Origin of the sequence: Synechococcus sp. H55.7, from assembly GCF_047462395.1 — a bacterium.
GTDB lineage: Bacteria > Cyanobacteriota > Cyanobacteriia > Thermostichales > Thermostichaceae > Thermostichus.
This window is the reverse complement of sequence record NZ_JANSJD010000006.1, coordinates 64,816-81,870: the sequence shown is the minus strand read 5'-3', so window position 1 is coordinate 81,870 and position 17,055 is coordinate 64,816. Positions and strand designations below refer to the sequence as shown.

Sequence of the window (17,055 nt, the reverse complement as noted above, 5' to 3'; positions counted from 1 at the left end):
TGGTCTTCCCTAGCTTATGCTAGAAGACTGTGACCTTTCCCCTGGCCATTTCTGGGGTTATTGCCATGCCCAAAATCAAAACTCGCAAGGCAGCCGCCAAGCGCTTTCGCCTCACCGGCAGCGGCAAGTTCATGCGTCGCCGGGCCGGGCACAACCACTTGCTTGAGCACAAAACCACCAACCGCAAACGCAAATTGGCCGGCGTGGCCCTGGTGGATGAACGGGATCTGGCCAACGTGCGCCTGATGCTGCCCAACACCCACTAGGTGGGATCCCGTTGCGCCGCTTCCTCCACTCCCTCAGCCTAGGGTGAGCCGATCGCCACGGCAGGCCAAAAGTCTCAAGGCTTGTTCGCCCTTGTATCCATCTGTCTGTATTGAGTTACCGCCATGAGAGTCAAACGGGGCAATGTTGCCCGCAAGCGTCGCAAGAAGATCCTCAAGCTGGCCAAAGGCTTTCGCGGAGCCGGCTCTAAGCTGTTCCGCACCGCCAACCAGCAGGTGATGAAGGCCCTGCGCAGTGCCTACCGGGATCGCCGCCGCAAGAAGCGGGATTTTCGCCGCCTCTGGATTGCCCGCATCAATGCCGCCACCCGCGCCCAGGGCCTGCGCTACAGCGAGTTCATCGACGGCCTCAAAAAAGCCAATATCCAGCTCAATCGCAAAATGTTGGCCCGCTTGGCTTTCCTGGATCCCGAAGCCTTCACCCAAGTGGTGGCTGCGGCCCGCCAGTCCCGCACCGCCTGAAGGGGATGGGATCTCGGTCTCCGTTGGCCTCGGCGATCCAGAGGTCTTGCTGGGCGGCCAGCCTGGCCTTAGTTTGCCTAGGGATCCCTGCCGCTGCCCGTCCCTGGTCAGAGATTGTTCGTTCGGGTCAGTTGCGAGTTGCAGTCAAAGACAACCTCAGGCCGTTGGGGTTTCGCGATGCCGAAGGCAAGCTGCAGGGGTTTGAGATTGACCTAGCCCGCGAGCTGGGATCCCGGCTGCTGGGATCCCCGGCGGCGGTGGAGCTGGTGCCAGTGGCCAATGTGGAGCGGCTACAGGTGCTGACTGCGGGGGAAGTGGATCTGGCCATCGCTCAGATCGGCATCACACCGGATCGGGCGCGCCAGGTGGAGTTCACCTCGGCCTACTACCCGGATGGCCCCAGCCTGGTTGTGGCCCGTTCCCAAAACTGGACGAGCTGGTCAGAGCTGCGCGGCGCGCGGATTGCCGTCCTGCGCGGATCGGCCGCCATTCCCCACCTCCAGCGCTACCTCCCAGGGGTTGAGTTGGTGGCGGTGGATTCCTACCAGGAAGGGGCAGAATTGCTCCTAAAAGGGGCGGTGCAGGCCTGGGCAGCGGATCGCTCGGTGCTGGCGGGGTGGCTGGCGGAGCACCCCCAGTTTCAGTTTCTGGGATCCCCGTTGGCGACGGTGGGGCTGGGCATTGCCCTGCCCAAGGGGCTGGAGCATGCTGAATTGCGGCTGCGGGTGCGCCGAGAACTGGAGAACCTGCGCGCCGAGGGCTGGCTGGCGGAGCAGGCGAGAGCTTGGGGCCTGCCCTAGGCCAGTTACAGACACCCTTCACAGCCCTGGGCTTCCAACTCTCCCCTCCTTTTGGGAGAGAAGCTGAAAGTGATGGTCTCAGCGGCACAGAGCGCTTGAGCGTTGTCTTGTTGGCAATGGCAAGGGCTCCGCGCCCACCAGACGCCGTTTGCAGTTAGCCAGCAGGGGTTGCGAGCCAAGGGATCCAGCCGGCTACTCTTCCTCCGGCAATTCGGGGGGAGGCTCCTGCCACTGCGGGTCGTCCAAGATGGCTTTCTTGGTTTCTTTGAGCTGTTTCCAGAGCTGTTTGATCTGCCGATAGGCTTCCTCCGGGGTGATCTTGCCCCCCGTTTCCAGGCCACAGATCAAAGACACCCTGTTGCTGAATTCTTGTAAATTGGCATCGAAAACCAAATTCTGGGGTCTCACCTCGCCCCAGTAGGGATAGCGAGGCGAAATAAACTCATCTTTGTTGGGGGGTAGGTTTGACTCTGTCACGGCACAACCAAGATAAAAGGGCTATTAAAACCGGAAGATTGGGAGGGGAACTCTACTGAGCTCTAATCCAGAGAAGAATCTATAGAAGAGATTATGGACGCTTTTTCTTGACCGGTTTGGGAACTTTGGCCGGATCCCGCGGCGGATAAAGTTGATCTGAAATAGACTGCTGACCTGAAGACGAGGGAAGAGAGCCCTTCTTGACTTTGGGGCGGTGCGTTGAGTGCTTCAGGCGGGGGCGCGGCGGCGCTTTGAGCACAGGGCCGATGGGAGTTCCCGCCTCCACGTAGAGCAGGGATCCGCGGCGACGCACCTGTAGATCCCAGAAATTGCCTACCTCCTTGCCCGGCAGGGAGCCGATCAGGCGCAATTTGAAGGCTTGGGGCTTGGGAGCTATTCGGGTAGGCGGGACGGGATCCTTGCTCCGCTGAGAAGAAGGGCTGGCAGAGGTTTTTTTGCCCGATTGGCGGATTTTGACGATGATAAACCCTTTCTCCTGGGACTGAAAAACAACCTCGCCCCGAATGGAAAACCAATCCGGCACCACCGCCGGACGGGAGCCCTCAGGGAGCGTCTGCCCCATTTCTTCGGGGGCCCACACCCCCATCAGCTGCACGTGCAGATCTTCGCTCTTGTCGCGGGTGCGAGGATAGACCACCCACAGGTAGTTGCGGTCTGGCTGTAGGTGCTTACGTACCAGACTCATCACCCGGCCCAGCAATACGGCATTCAGCTCCAAGCCATCTGAGGTACGTAAGACCCCGCGGGTAAAGTGCCCAGGGGAAGGAATGTACTGTCCCTCGATGAGGCCAATCGCCCGGTATTGCATCTTCTCCCCAGGCGGCGGGATGGGTTCCAAACAGACTCGCTCTCTTTCCGCCGCTTTCGTCGTCGCCAAAGTAGCAGTGGTACCGACAACAGGCTGCAAAGACTCCGTCCCGCTACCGCGAGCAGAGCCAGCGGTTGACACCGAATCCTCAGCTTTTCCCGGCAGGGAGGAGGCCCTGGCCTCGCCAGTTGAGCTGGGTCTGGGGGGCCGCACAGATCGAAAGGGAGGTCTTAGCTCTGAGGACATTGTGACGGTTCCGTTGCAATCGATCCAGAAGGTTAACTCAAGTGCTCAAGAAGGGGCAGTGATGCTCGTCTGGCAGCGCAAGACATTTGCTGTTGCAAAAACAGGCCCTACTTCTGCCCTCGACCCAAGACCTGCCCAACACACCACCCAGCCTAACAACGCTTTTCCTGGTTCGTCTCAGTCGGCCAACCCACATTCGCTCGCGTCGGAGGCGTTTGTCAGCCAAAAGAACGGCTGTTGTTGTCACCAGCGTAGCTGAAGATAATAGCAACTGCTCCAGGAAAAGGAAAAGCAATATAGTCGTTGCAAGCAAAATTAAGACGCTTCGCCCCCTCTCCCCTTGTGGGAGAGGGGAGCTAGAGCTCAACCAGCAAGCTGTTCCATGGCTGTTTGCCATAACTCTATCTGCTGAGCAGAGCTCTTGCCTGGCCTCGCCCAGTGCCCTACTTAGCCAGAGAAATCGATTTAACCATCCCCAGATCGCTCCCCTATCCTTTGTTCGGATCGGCATCTACCCACACCTGGGGAGTAAAACTGCCATGTAGGCCATAGGGAATGTGGTGCCGCAACGGGATCCGCGCCACCGGGCCGGCAGCCAGGTCTGAGGCATCCAGGATCACCACCTGAGAGCGCTGGCTGGCCGCATCAAAAACCACCGTCACGATCCACCCCGCCTCTTCTGCTGGGTTCTCCGGATCCGGGATGAACACCGGCTCTCCCACAAAGCCGCGCGGGGCAAAGCTGTACTGCTGCGTGCGGCCTGTGGCGGTATCCAACTTGAGAATGGCCTGTAGGGGAGCATTGGGGCCAGGCGCATGGGTGGCTCCAATGTAGATGTAGCGGTGGGATCCCCCCATTTGAGCTGGGTGGATGGCCGGAAACTCCACCGAGCGATCCAGCAGCAGTTCCCGCCTCACACTGCCCGCCTTGGGATCCAGCTCAAACCGCCACAGCTTGCCGGCTGGCACCTGGGCAAAGTCGATCTGCAGGTAGTCGGCATCTGGCTCCAGGGCAGGATAGTTCTCATAGAGGACGGCATCCACCACCACCTGCTCCCCGACTTCGTAGCCGTTGACAAAATGGAACACAAACCCCGGCTCTGTTTCCAGTTGCAGGGGCTCGCCCTCTTGGGGAAAGAGCCAGATGCGGGTCGGTTCTCCGGGCTTCAAGGTCAGACAGGTGCCCGCCGGCTGCCAGCCCAACACAAACGGCAGGGGGTTGAAGACCACCGGATTTTGGAAAAAGATGCGGTAGCGGGGTGTCCAGACAAAATCGTGCAGGAAGGCAAAGCCCGGCAGGCGGTAGTCCCGCTGTTCCAGCAAGCGCCCGCGCGCATCCAGACGGTACAGCAACAAGGTGGAGTTGAGGGCAGCTCGCACCCCGAAGGCGATGAGATCTCCCGTGTGGGGATCCCGCCGGGGATGGGCGGTAAAAGGCTGGCTGGCGGAGATCCCGCCGGCAAATGTTTCGATCCCCTCCGTGGCCAAGGTGGCCGGGTTCAGGCGGTAGGGGGCGCTGGCCTCCCACAGCGCCAGCAGCTTGTCGCCCAGGCAGAGGACGTTGGTGTTGGCGGGGTTCTTCCATTTCAGATCCAAAAAATTGGCCCACCAGCCTCCCGGCTTCTGGGTGCCAAACACGCCGCGGTAGAGCACCCGGCCCGCCTTCTCCTCTGCCTCAAACTCAGGGGTGCGCACAAACCGGTTGCGAAAATGAACCTTCCCCGCCACAAAGGTGATGGCACAGATCATGCCGTCGCCGTCAAAAGGATGGCCGTAGCGCTGGGATCCCGCCTCCAGCTTGCCGGGGCCATTGCGAAATAGGGTTCCCCGCAGCCGCTCCGGGATCCGCCCCTCGATCTCCGTAATCCAATAGTCGTACTCCTGGCGCAAAGAGCGATAGCCCAACTGCCAGTCGGTGCTGCTGTAGGAGAGAGAAGCGATACTGACCATGGGAGATCGGCAAGCAACGCCTTCTATTGTTGCTTAAACTTTTGTAAAGTTACCAGTTTTTCTGGGTCAGCCTCGCTTGGGATCCCCAAGCTGAAGTTGCCCCAACTGGACTATGGTAGGAAATGCCCCAGAAGCGCCTGACAGGATAAACAGCACCCATGTTTGATGCCCTCTCCGAGAAGTTGGAATTGGCCTGGAGAAAGCTGCGCGGCCAGGACAAAATCACCGAAACCAACATTCAGGAAGCTCTGCGGGAGGTGCGGCGCGCCCTTCTGGATGCGGATGTCAATCTGCAGGTGGTGAAGCAGTTTATCGAGGATGTGCGGGAAGCTGCCCTGGGCTCCGAGGTGATCCTGGGGGTGACGCCGGATCAGCAGTTCATCAAGATCGTCCATGACGAGCTGGTCAAGGTGATGGGAGAGGCCAACGTGCCCATCGCCCAAGCGGAGCAGCCCCCCACCATTGTGCTCATGGCCGGCCTGCAGGGATCCGGCAAAACCACCACCTGCGCCAAGCTGGCTTTGTATTTGCGCAAGCAGGGCAAAAAGTCCCTCCTGGTGGCCGGGGATATCTACCGTCCGGCGGCTATCGACCAGCTCAAAACTCTGGGCCAGCAAATTCAGATCCCCGTTTTCGATCTGGGCAAGACGGATCCCGTGGAGATCGCCCGGCAGGGGGTAGCAGCCGCGCGGGAACAGGGCTACGACTATGTAATTTTAGATACTGCCGGTCGTCTGCAGATCGACCTGGAGATGATGGCCGAGCTGGAGCGGATTAAGGCGGCGGTGCAGCCGCACGAGATCTTGCTGGTGGTGGACGCCATGATCGGCCAAGAGGCGGCCAGCCTTACCCAAGCCTTCCACGAGCGCCTGGGCATCACCGGCGCCATCCTCACCAAGCTGGATGGGGATACTCGTGGCGGGGCGGCCCTCTCCATTCGCCAAGTTTCCGGCCAGCCGATCAAGTTCGTCGGTGTCGGCGAAAAAGTGGAAGCGCTGGATCCCTTTTACCCAGATCGCATGGCCTCGCGCATTTTGGGTATGGGGGATATCCTCAGCTTGGTGGAAAAAGCCCAAGAAGAGATCGACCTGGGCGATGCCGCCAGCATGGCGGAGAAGATGATGACCGCCCAGTTTGATTTCACCGATTTCCTCAAGCAGATGCGCCTGATCAAACGCATGGGATCCCTGGCGGGGCTGTTGCGGCTGATGCCGGGGATGGGCAAAATCAGCGAGGAACAATTGCAAAAGGGGCAAGACCAACTGGCCCGCGCCGAGGCCATGATCAACTCCATGACGCCCGAAGAGCGCCGCAATCCCGACCTGTTGGCCCGCAGTGTCAGCCGCAAACGACGGGTGGCCCGTGGATCTGGCCATAAGCTGGAGGATGTCAGCCGACTGGTGAGCGATTTCCAGCGCATGCGCGACATGATGCGCAACATGGGCATGGGCGGTGGTTTTCCCGGGTGGGGGGGCGGGCGCACCCCTCTTCCCGGCGGGGATCCCAGTTGGCGCGGACGTTCGACAGCCCCTCCTGCCCGGCCACAGCCCAGCCGCAAACCGGGCAAAGGTGGAGGCAAAAAAGGGGGCAGTAACCGCGGCTTTGGGGGCAAGTAAAATAAGACATGCCCTTCCACGTTGTTTTGGTTGCCCCAGAGATCCCGGCCAACACGGGAAACATCGCCCGCACCTGTGCAGCCACCGATACCCCTCTCCATCTGGTAGATCCTTTGGGGTTTCGCCTCTCGGATCGCTATCTCAAGCGGGCGGGGCTGGACTACTGGCAGCACGTCCAGCTCTATCGCTACCCCTCCTGGTCGGCTTTGCTGCAGGCCCATCCTGAGGCTCGTTTCTGGTGCTTTAGCGTGCGCGGCCAGGCCCTCTACACCGAGGTGTCCTATCAGCCGGGAGATTGGCTGGTGTTCGGCAGCGAAAGCCGGGGGTTGGATCCCGTGTTCTTGGAAACCTATCCCAGCGTGCGCATCCCGCTGCGGGGGCCGGTGCGCAGCCTCAACCTCAGCAATGCCGTGGCCATTGCCCTTTTTGAGGCATTACGTCAACAGGGATCCCTGACAAAGGCATGAGGGGTCGGGCCGATCCTGTTATGATCAGAGCTTCTCTCCGTCAGGAAGATGTGTGCTTTGCAGTATCTGCGTCCCGATTTGCTTCATCTCAAGCCCTACGACGCCGTGCCCACCCCGGCTGCCGACAAGCTGGACGCCAATGAGTTTCCCCTCGATTGGCCGGAAGGGTTCAAGCAAAAGCTCTCGCTGCTCTGGGAAAAAGGGATCCCGAGCAACCGCTACCCCGATGCCCAGCACCGGGGCCTCAAGCAGGCCATTGCCGCCTATGCCGGGGCCGATCCTGACCAAATCAGCCTGGGCAATGGGTCAGATGAACTGATCCGTTCGCTGCTCATCGCCACCTGTGTGGGCGGGCGGGGCGGCATTTTGGTTGCCGAGCCCACCTTCTCCATGTACGCCATCCTGGCCCAGAGCCTGGGGATCCCGGTGGTGCGGGTGCCGCGCCATGCCGAGACCTTTGCCCTGGATCTGGAGCGGTGTCAACAGGCCGTAGTGGAGCAGCGGGTGCGGGTGGTGTGTTTGGTGGATCCCAATTCGCCCACCGGCAACGGCCTGAGCACTGCCGAGTGGGCCTGGGTGGAAGGGTTGCCCGCCGAGATTTTGGTGATCCTCGATGAGGCCTATTTCGAGTTCAGCCAACACACGGCCCTGCCCAAGCTGGCGGAGCACCCCAACTGGGTTATCTTGCGCACCTTCTCCAAAGCCTTTCGCCTGGCGGCCCACCGGGTGGGCTATGCCATCGGCCACCCGCAGCTCGTCCGGGTGCTGGATGCCATCCGCCTGCCCTACAATCTCTCGGCCATCTCCCAGTGGGCCGTTCAGATCGCCCTGGAACATGCCGAGGAGTTTTTGGCCGACCTACCCCTTATCCGTCAGGAGCGGGAAGCCCTCTACCAAGCCCTGCAGGAGCTGCCGGGAGTGCGGGTGTGGCCTAGCCAGGCCAATTTTCTCTACTTCCGGGTGGCAGGATGGGATCCCCAAGATTTACAACGGGCCTGGCAAGAGCTGGGAACTTGCGTGCGCTGTACCGGCGGCGGGCTGCGCCTGACGGTGGGCACCCCCGCAGAAAACCGACGCGCCCTGGAGCGCCTGCGGCAGCTCTTGCCATAGCTCTAACCTGCCTCTAGAGCCGGGGTGGATCTATGGACAAGAAGCGCTGGATCCAGCTTTGCACCTGCTGCAATTGTCGTTCGTCCAGTTGCTCCAGCGCTTGGGCAATTTCCGCTCTGAGTCGTCTCTGGGCGTCGGTTTGAGCCTGCTGCAGCAGCCAACTTTGAACAGGGCTGGGGTACTCAAGAAAGTCATAGGCCCAGGGATCCCGTTCCTCCAGCTCAGGCTCTGCCTGGGGCAGTTGCTCACGCCAGCGCTCTTGAGCGCGGCTAAACTCCTCCGCCAAAAGATCGGTCGGTCGCCCCTCCGCCTGCAGAGAATCTCGATACTTCTTGTGAACCAGAAGCCAGCGCTGCCGAATCTGAGAGCGTTGCCATCTTGGGATTCTACCGATTCTGCCTTCGGTGAAGCGCTCATAAAACCTGAGCGCGTCTCGGTAGCGGCCCAGTCGCTCGTAGGCCAGGCCCACCTCCAGCGGCTGCAGCCACCAAGCGTGCTCCCCGCGCACACTGCTTACCACTTCCTGAAGAAAATCTCGCAGCCCAGGGGATTTCCGCCTCAGCTCTTCCCAGTTGGTCTGGAGATCTCGAGCCATACAGGCCACCAGCTCGTAATCGTGTCCCCGCTGCCACGCCTGCGGGTGGGCCTGTACCGCTTTCCAGAGCTTCTCCCACTGGCGGCGCCGGATCAGGACTCGCAGCAGCAGCGGCCACTCTTTCAAGCGTTCCAGGCTGAGGATGACATCGTCGATGTACTCCTCCCACTCGCCCGCGAGGGGACGTCCCGCCTCCTGCCATTTGCTCACCACTGCTGCGTCCTGCCGGTCTTTGGATAGCCACCTCACCTTGCCGGGAAAAGGTTCCAGTTGGATCTTGGCCCGGTAGTAGCGGGAATGCTCCGTTTGGCCACCTTGATCCCAAATGGCAACTGCCTCTTTAAATTGCCCTTGCTGAAAATGACAGGTGCCCCAAATCCGGTAATACCGATCCGCAGACGGCTGCCGCTGGCCGAGAAAGGCCAAGTTTCCCCCCAAAGCCGCGAGCGTCTCTTGCAAAAACCGGCTGCGGGCCTCCACCTCAGGACAAAACGTTTGCAAATTGTCCAGGACTTCTTGGAGTTCCGCCAAAAACTTCTCCACACAGGCTTTCCAAGTGGGATCTGTTCGCGTAAGCGGGACGGAGTCGTTGTTCTTGGGGATGACTTCAGTGCTCAGCCAATCTCGCACCCGCACCAGTTGTCGGAAGCGCTCCACAGGCTTGGCAGAGGTTTTTTGAGTCACCACCATCCAATCCACCAGAGGACTGTAGTCTGGGATCCCAGGGCACCCGGCAAAGTGGGTGGCAGTGTGCTGCTGCAGCTCCGACCAAGCCCTTGCTCTCCAGAAGCACTCCCAGGCTTCTCGTTTGAGATTTTTACCAGGCAGAGCCGACTTCTCCAAGCTCAGGAACTGTTGTCCTGCTGCAAGATATTCCTTCCGGAGCTTGAAGATCCAAGCCCGACATTCTTGCTCTAATTGCGGGTTATCTGCTTTCTGCACCAGAGTTTGAACATCCTCAAGCAGCGAAAGGTTACCTTCTTCTACGCCGCGCCCAAGTAGCTCAAGAGCCGACTCCAGCAAATCTTTCAGGCTGGTATTTGTCCAGTATTGGATATTCATGGCTTTGACGGGGCAGCCCAGCAGTGGCGGATCAGTGTTCCATTTTGACCAATCCTCTTCCAGAGAAGGATGATCGAGCCAAAAGTTAAGTTCTAAGCTCGGGTTCCAGAATTCCCGCCAACCAGCAGAAGTGTCCACAATAGCCAAAGCCTGAGTGGGGCGGGTAATACCAACATACAATTGGTTGAGAAAGTACTGTAAGCCCAGCTCTCCTCTGCCTCTCCGGGTGTAATGTTTAAGGTTTTGATCGAATTTCTGCCGGTAGTAGTCTCCAAATTTGTAGAGAATAACTTTTTTGAACTCCATTCCCTTGACGGCTGTAACAGTTTGTAGAAGAGGTGGTTTGAGATTCTGCTCTAACTCCTCGGCATAGACTTTTTGAAGTTCGGGATCCCGCCTCACATAGTTTAGCTCATCCCCTGTAGAACAGGGTAAGACACAAACTGTTCCTGTGAGGTCGCTAAGCATATTTCTCAATTCACTTTCAATTAAATTTTTTTCCTGGCCATCCAGCACAAATTGTTGAACTGGTATACCTTGCTCTTGAGAACGCCAGGGCTGCTGGGGATAGATTTCTCGATTGCCGCTGAGGACCCGCCGCCATAGATTGACCACATTGCTAAAACGAGTAATTTGGGGGTTGCTACGATAGTTATTTTTCAGCTCTTGAGGATCCTCGATCTTAAAGGGATGGGTTGGCAATAGGTAGGCGCGGATATGCTCGTAGAGATATTTTTTCAGGGCAGCCCAACGAAATCCTGTTGGGTTAATGGTTTGTAAGGGATCCCCGGCAAAGGCGTAGGGCAGGCGCTCAACGGCCCAATCTAACTTGTATTTCCCCCAAGGGGATAAACAGAAAATAATATTCAGCTCAAGTTGGGTAAAGTCCTGAACCTCATCGCAAAAGATGACCGGATGGATGGGGTTAAGCGTGCCATTTTGCAACACATCTCTAGCTAAGTCTTGATCATCCCAGTAGCCCTCGCGAGTGATGCGTTCCTGATAGCTTGGCCAAATCCCTTTGTAAATCTGCTCAAAGGATCTTTCATCCACACTGCGGTCGGCCTCGGGCACTTCCCGATAGCCATCGGGATCCAAGTAATCGCTTACCTCATAGCCTTTGATCAGGGTGCGAATGGTGTGCCAAGCCAACTCTAGATCCACATCATGGCGACAGCGATACCAGTTCTGAAATCGATAAAAATTGATATACTGATCCGGCTGGTAGCGTTCCTGTCGCTCAGGGGGAAGACAGCCCAACAGGTAATCCTGAAAAGTCCTAAAAAAAGCTCGACACTGCCGAATTTCTTCGGCTGAAAAGCTATAGCCCTCCTCACGATAGCGATGGCTAATGCGCAAAATTGTGCTCACCCTGTCGCGAGCTTGCTGCACCAAACTGGCGCTATAGGTCAAAAAGAGAGGGTGGTAGGGAGAAGTTCCCTGCCTTGAAGTTTTGAGGTAGTGGCTACAATAGTCGGCAAAGCGATAGTACAACATCAAAGACTTGCCGCTGCCGGCTCGCCCGTTGATCAGCAGGGGCATAGATGTGCTTTGCAGGATTTCTTCCTCCTCCATGGACAAAGCCAGGTTTCCCTCTGTGCTCTCCTGCATTTCCAGCCAAAGGGTCTCATCCGCCACGATGTAGTCCGGGTAGGCGCGACGGGCGTACCGCTTCCATACCTCCAACGGTTGTGGGTGCTGGAGAATATCCGGCTGCTTGGCCCCCATCCCAAAGAGGCAGGTTCGACCTCCCAGCTCAAACCGTTCTTTTTGCTCTGGGCTATGGTCGTAAACCCCGACGAGAAATGGAAAGAAGACCCCTTGCTGCTCGCACAGCCGCACCAGGCTGAGGACCAGATGCAGGGATCCCTCTTGCCAGCATTTAACCTCTGCCCCTGGATAAAAGCTGGGGAGCTGGCGGTAGATCTCGCCTGTCTCATTGGCAACAAACTCGGCCACCGCCCGATAAACCTGGCGCCGCTGCTCTGGAGAAAGGGCTTGCACTTGCCACACCCATTCCCCACTTTCCAAGACCAGCCGCTCCTGCCGATTGGGAGCATTCAAAAACTGTGTCCATTCATACAGCTCATCGGGCAAAGGAGGAAGCCGGTTTTGTCCATTTTCCTCTTGTAATTTTTTACACCGCCTTTCTGCCAGCCAATCCTGCAACTGGCCGTCAGGAGCCCAGTTTCTCACCCGCTCTTGATAGTCGCGAGCCTCCCGCCGATCTAAAAATTCCTGGTACTCATGGCTACCTCTTGGCCAGAGGCCAAACAAGACCAAAACCGACTCCTCTCCCAGATGGCGCAGCTCGCCCACCAAGCGAATGTTGTCGCGCAGGTTGCGCTTCCAGTAAGGATAACGAACGTCGAACAACTGGCTCAAAAGCGTGCGATCCCCCTGCTCCAGCCGTTCTATCAATACCTTCAGATCATATTGAGCGCCCTCTTCCAGAACTTCTCTTGTGCAGTAGACGTACATGGGATCTCGCCAGGTATACCTGATAACTATCCTAGTGCCGGTCAAGCATTGGGAATGATCCGTATGCCAAAAGTCTTAATTTTTTTGCGCTCCGCTTATCGCCCATAAAAATCTATGAATCAATCAGGTTATCTTGATTTAAGTTTTTGTGAAACTATTTGCAATTCTGATTGAGCTAGGAGCTAGGTTGGCGCTCCGCGCCGCTAGCGCGAACGGGCTGAGGTGCCATATTGCTCCGCAACGCTTAAGCAAATGCTGGATTGGATCCCTTGAATGCTCTCCAAAATCGCTTGATAGCCCGTGCAGCGGCAAAGGTTGCCCCGCAATTGATCCCACAATTCTGCCTCCTTGGGTGTCAGCGTTGCGGAGCCAGCAGGGATCCCTTGCTCCCAAAGCCAGCGGGCAGTCAGGATCACCCCGGGCGTGCAAAAGCCGCACTGAAATCGGATGGGGATGGGAGCAGGATCCATGACGGTCCTCTTTTTTGACTCACCTCTACCTCATCTGTTTTGACCAAGATGTTTTACATGGACAATGGATGGTTCCGTTGCTTCTCATGCCGCTTTTCCATGAGGTGAGGGGATCCTGTCTCTCGCAGATCGGTTTGCCCGCCCTCGTTCAAATGGCTTTCTTGGATGATTGGAGCAGGATTGGCTTTGGATCCCATTGGATGGCGGCTTTTCCAGGTGGGGGGTTCGTCGAGCGGCGGGATCCGAAGCGCTGTTCCTGTTGGGTTGTCTATCTATTTACCCTGTTACGCAAGGAGGGGCTATGGCATTGGTTTACTTTGCACCGGTGCTCGACGTGCGGCTGCAACCAAGGCAGCAGAGCTCGAGAGAGCGACCTCGCCCAGTCTTCCCTACACCGCTGCAGGTTTGGGAGAGCGGCGAGGCCTACACCGTCCAGTTGTGGGCGCCCGGCGCCGATCGAGAGCGTTTCCACATTGAGGCCACAGCCCAGCAGCTTTCCATCAGCGGCGAGCTCCAGGTTCATGGCCCTGAAGGTGCCGAATTGCTCTATCAAGAGGTAGAAGCGCAACCTTTTCAACGCACCCTCAAACTGAGCAAAACTATTCAGCCGGAAAAAGTCTCGGCTACCTACCGCGACGGCATTCTCACCCTCACCCTGCCCAAGGCCGATGCCGCGCGGGTGGTCAAAGTTCAAGTGGGCACTTCAACCCCCTCGGAAGCGGTGACGGTGGAAAGCCAACCTGCCTAGTCTCCCCTCTCCCTCTGGGAGAGGGGTCGGGGGTGAGGGAGCTAGCCATTCCACTGCAGGCGCACCTCATCCCCTACTTTGAAATCGAGGCTGCGGCTGGCGTTGCCCCCATTTTGCACGATCTCCACCCAGCCGGAGCTGCCCACCAGGGCCAGCAGCTCCCCTTGCCTTCCCTCGGCGAAGGTGGCCGCGGAGCGGACAGGGATCCCTTTGATCCAGGCACTCCAGCTTCGACCTTCCACCCAGTGGCCGGGCAGGTTGGTGATGCCGTTGCCGAAGTGGTCGATGGCTTGGATGAGGCCGCGCCAGCCGTTGGGCTCCTCCTGAGGCTGGGGCCAATTCCAGGGAGTTAGCTCCGCCACATCGAAGGGATCTCCCAGCTCCAGAAGCGGGATCCCGTTGGCCAGGTGGGCGGCCACGGGGGCAAAAATATCCCGCCCGTGAAAGGTGCGGCTGGGGGAAAGGGTGCGCCAATAGCGGGGCCGGTTGAGTTCCACAGCAGCCAGAGGTGGAGATTGCTCCAAAACGCCGCTGAAGAGGCCGTTGTCGGGGCCGACCAAATAGCCCTCTTGAGTTTGGATGGCCACCGCCCGGCGATGGCTCCCCACCCCCGGATCCACCACCGCCAGGTGAATGGTTCCAGAAGGCAAATGGGGATAGGCGGTCATCAGGGCAAAGCGGGCTGCCGCCACATCCTGGGGCGGGATCCCGTGGCTGAGGTCGATCAGTTGGGCTTGGGGAGCGATCCCCCAGATCACCCCTTTCAGGATGCCCACATAGGGATCCTGCAGGCCAAAATCCGTCAGCAGGCTAACGAAAGGCATACTTTAAAGAAAAAAAGATTAAAGATCTCGAGCGTTGACCTCTGCCTACAATCGACGCGCCTGATCCAGAGCGTCAAAGTACAACAGAGCAAACACCAACAGCGTCCACAGGCTGGCCACCAGGATCCCCACTCCCCACACCCAGGATCCCAAAGAACGCAGCGGCAACATCGCCAAGTATCCCCAAAAGAATCCCAGAGGATAGAGAACACTCAGCACTATCGTGAGAAACAGGCCCCCCAGTCCCAACCCCTCGGCAAAGGCGTGTCCAAACCAGGCTTTGAACAGGTTGGAATAAAAGTTGGTCAGCCAAAACCCCGGAAAGAATAGAGGAATACAAGCCGCTACAGAGGCCAACAATACCCACCACCAAGCTCCAGCATCCGGAGGCAGCGGCATAGGGTCTCCTCATTGAAATTAACCAAGGCCAATTGAAACTTCGGCAAAGACACCTACAGGGTAGCAGCCATTGGGGATGGGGTGGCTAGCGGGCGGCAAGGGCGGGTTCTGGTCGCTTGTACACCTGTCCCAGACGGGCCAACTGCTGCACCAGCAGGCTCAAGAACAGGCCAACATCGGTGACGATCCCCACCGACTCCAGGGATCCCCGATCCGCCAGCTTGGTCACCACCGCCGGGTTGATGTCCACACAGATCAACTTGACCCCGGCAGGCGTCATGTTCCCGGCCCCGATCGAGTGCAACATGCTGGAGAGCATCAGCACCATGTCGGCCCCCTGTAGCAGCCGTGCGTAATCCTCTTGGGCCTTGATCAGATCCATCTCCGTATCCGGCAGCGGCCCATCGTCGCGGATGGATCCGGCCAGCGAGAAAGGCACCTGGGCGCGAATGCACTCGTAGAACACCCCGCCGGTAATCACGCCCGCTTCCACGGCGGCCCGAATGCTGCCGTACTTGCGGATGAGGTTAATGGTTTTGAGGTGATGCTTATGGCCGCCCTTGACCGGGGTGCCCCGCGACAGATCCACCCCCAGCGAGGTGCCGTAGAGATTTTGCTCCAGGTCGTGAACGGCAATGGCATTGCCCCCCAACAGGGCCTGTACATAGCCCTCGCGGATGAGGGTAGCCAAATGGGAGCCGCCGCCGGTGTGAATGACCACCGGCCCTGCCACCACCACCGTTTTGCCGCCCCGCTCTTTGATCTGCCGCAGCTCCCAGGCGATCTGCTCCACCAGAAGCTCCACCCGCCGCTCGCTGGAGACCCCCGATCCCATAAAGGTAAACTCCTGGGAAGAGCGCTCTTTGCTGGCCTGGCGCACGGTGCGGATCCCTTCCACCCCGCAGACCACCGCATCCCCCACCTGCAGATCGCGAATCAGGGTGCAATAGGCTGTGGAGCCCTTGACCACGATCACCCCATCCATGCGCTGCCGCTGCACCGGGATCCACTGGCCGGCCACCCGCACCTGTGTCGGGTAGATGGTGGTGACATAAAAATCGTCGGGAGCCACCCCCGCCTTCTCCACCCGTTCCAGGCGGGCATCCTGCAAGGTCTCGTCCGACAGGCGCCCCCCCCGCTCGATCAAGGCGCTGAGAATGGTATCCAGCGCCTCCTCGGTGGGAGCCGAAACGGCCAGCTCTACTCTGGAAGTGCTCTGCCGCTTTTCCCCAAGCTGAAACTTGAGGATCTGGAAGCTGCCGCCATTGTCCACAATGCAATCGACGGCGCGGGTGAGCAGGTCGCTGTCCACCAAGTGTCCCTCCAGGGTCACCGTCCGGCTGAGCACCGTGGCTACCGGCTCACTTTGCGGAGCCACCGTCTCGTCCAGGCGCAGCGTCAGACACTTGGCCGCCCCGCCAGCCTTGAGGAACTCCGTCAGCTCCGTCTGCACCACCGTAAAGCCCCGCTCCTGTAGGGTGGCTTCCAGCTCTGGGCTGACCCGGTTCACCAGGATCGTGCCGTTCACATCCACGGCGTTGCAGGCAAAGTGAACGGCATCCGCTTCCTGAACCGGGATCCGCTTTTCGGGGGGCACCCGCATCTCGATCAGGCGGTTGGAATAGGCATCGAAGGCCGGCGGGTAGTAGAGCAAATAGCCCTCGGAGAGAGGGCAAAAGCAGGTGTCCAGATGGTAAAACCGCTCGTCCACCAGCCGCAAAGACAACACCTCGATCCCCAGCCACTTGGCCAGGTAAGGATGGGACTCCAGCATGGAGCGAAAGCCATAGCCCGCCCACAGCCAGCGCCCTGCCCGATCCAGCAGAGCATCTCCCGCCCCCTCAAAAGCCAGGGCCGGCGGCAGCTCATGGACGGTGTAGCCCTGTTCCTCAAACCAGGCCTTGAAATAGGGCTGTTCCCCCTGCCGCTCCGGGTGATAAAAACGGCTCAGCACCACCGTGGATCCGAGGATGAGCCCAGCATTCGCCGTAAAGACCATATCCGGCCATCCTGGCACCGGCTGGATCAGTTTCACCTCCGCCCGCTGCGAGAGATGCCGATAGAGAGCCTGCCACTGCTGCAGCGCCCGTTCTCGCGAAGAGCGGTGGACATTTCCCACCATCCAGGGATTGATCACGTAGTCCACCTCGTAATGGTCGGGTGGGCACATCAGATACTGAATTGCACCAGACATAAACCTCAGACCGCAATCCGCAGCAGGGCATCCCCTAGATTA

General features: G+C 58.8%; 15 protein-coding genes. 7 read left to right on the top strand and 8 right to left on the bottom strand.

The annotated features are described in order from the left end of the window. The first annotated feature begins 65 nt into the window (after positions 1-65). The 3 genes from rpmI to NW851_RS04450 all read left to right on the top strand — a co-directional run bounded on the left by rpmI (position 66) and on the right by NW851_RS04450 (position 1,546). Positions 66-266: a 50S ribosomal protein L35 gene (gene rpmI, locus NW851_RS04460; RefSeq protein ID WP_414333811.1), complete on the top strand. Its 201-nt coding sequence runs from the start codon at positions 66-68 to the stop codon at positions 264-266. Between the two features lie 123 nt (positions 267-389). Then, entirely contained in the window at positions 390-746 is a 357-nt protein-coding gene (rplT, locus tag NW851_RS04455; protein WP_414333801.1) for a 50S ribosomal protein L20, read from the top strand. A gap of 5 nt (positions 747-751) precedes the next feature. Continuing rightward, a complete protein-coding gene (locus tag NW851_RS04450) occupies positions 752-1,546 on the top strand; it encodes a transporter substrate-binding domain-containing protein (RefSeq protein ID WP_414337152.1) in 795 nt (264 codons plus the stop codon). Positions 1,547-1,738: 192 nt separating this feature from the next. Here the strand turns inward: NW851_RS04450 and NW851_RS04445 are convergent, their stop codons facing one another. The 3 genes from NW851_RS04445 to NW851_RS04435 form a co-directional block, all read right to left on the bottom strand. Further along, positions 1,739-2,023, bottom strand: coding sequence for a hypothetical protein (locus NW851_RS04445; protein ID WP_414333797.1), 285 nt, complete (start codon positions 2,021-2,023; stop codon positions 1,739-1,741). Positions 2,024-2,114: 91 nt separating this feature from the next. Beyond that, complete coding sequence (locus NW851_RS04440; RefSeq protein WP_414337151.1) at positions 2,115-2,993, bottom strand: hypothetical protein; 879 nt, start codon at positions 2,991-2,993, stop codon at positions 2,115-2,117. A 593-nt stretch (positions 2,994-3,586) separates the two neighbouring features. Next, entirely contained in the window at positions 3,587-5,047 is a 1,461-nt protein-coding gene (locus NW851_RS04435) for a carotenoid oxygenase family protein (RefSeq protein WP_414333793.1), read from the bottom strand. A gap of 158 nt (positions 5,048-5,205) precedes the next feature. On the opposite strand from NW851_RS04435, the gene ffh reads away from it, so the two are divergent. From ffh to NW851_RS04420, 3 genes are read left to right on the top strand one after another with little or no spacing between them, the layout of a single operon-like run. Then, a complete protein-coding gene (ffh, locus tag NW851_RS04430) occupies positions 5,206-6,663 on the top strand; it encodes a signal recognition particle protein (protein WP_414333791.1) in 1,458 nt (485 codons plus the stop codon). An 8-nt stretch (positions 6,664-6,671) separates the two neighbouring features. Continuing rightward, complete coding sequence (locus tag NW851_RS04425) at positions 6,672-7,130, top strand: tRNA (cytidine(34)-2'-O)-methyltransferase (RefSeq protein ID WP_414333789.1); 459 nt, start codon at positions 6,672-6,674, stop codon at positions 7,128-7,130. A 48-nt stretch (positions 7,131-7,178) separates the two neighbouring features. Further along, complete coding sequence (locus NW851_RS04420) at positions 7,179-8,240, top strand: histidinol-phosphate transaminase (protein WP_414333788.1); 1,062 nt, start codon at positions 7,179-7,181, stop codon at positions 8,238-8,240. 13 nt (positions 8,241-8,253) lie between these two features. Here NW851_RS04420 and NW851_RS04415 read toward each other — a convergent pair whose 3' ends face one another. Together NW851_RS04415 and NW851_RS04410 are read right to left on the bottom strand one after the other, a co-directional pair. Continuing rightward, positions 8,254-12,378, bottom strand: a complete 4,125-nt coding sequence (locus NW851_RS04415; protein WP_414337150.1) for a hypothetical protein — start codon at positions 12,376-12,378, stop codon at positions 8,254-8,256. 203 nt (positions 12,379-12,581) lie between these two features. Beyond that, positions 12,582-12,848, bottom strand: coding sequence for a 2Fe-2S iron-sulfur cluster-binding protein (locus NW851_RS04410; RefSeq protein WP_414333785.1), 267 nt, complete (start codon positions 12,846-12,848; stop codon positions 12,582-12,584). A 301-nt stretch (positions 12,849-13,149) separates the two neighbouring features. Between NW851_RS04410 and NW851_RS04405 the strand changes: the two genes are divergently transcribed. Further along, positions 13,150-13,596: an Hsp20/alpha crystallin family protein gene (locus tag NW851_RS04405; protein ID WP_414333784.1), complete on the top strand. Its 447-nt coding sequence runs from the start codon at positions 13,150-13,152 to the stop codon at positions 13,594-13,596. A gap of 41 nt (positions 13,597-13,637) precedes the next feature. Here the strand turns inward: NW851_RS04405 and NW851_RS04400 are convergent, their stop codons facing one another. From NW851_RS04400 to NW851_RS04390, 3 genes are all read right to left on the bottom strand, one after another. After that, complete coding sequence (locus NW851_RS04400) at positions 13,638-14,420, bottom strand: S-adenosyl-l-methionine hydroxide adenosyltransferase family protein (RefSeq protein WP_414333782.1); 783 nt, start codon at positions 14,418-14,420, stop codon at positions 13,638-13,640. A 45-nt stretch (positions 14,421-14,465) separates the two neighbouring features. Beyond that, positions 14,466-14,819, bottom strand: a complete 354-nt coding sequence (locus tag NW851_RS04395) for a hypothetical protein (RefSeq protein ID WP_414337149.1) — start codon at positions 14,817-14,819, stop codon at positions 14,466-14,468. 85 nt (positions 14,820-14,904) lie between these two features. After that, positions 14,905-17,013, bottom strand: coding sequence for a TIGR00300 family protein (locus NW851_RS04390; RefSeq protein WP_414333779.1), 2,109 nt, complete (start codon positions 17,011-17,013; stop codon positions 14,905-14,907). Positions 17,014-17,055 lie beyond the last annotated feature (42 nt).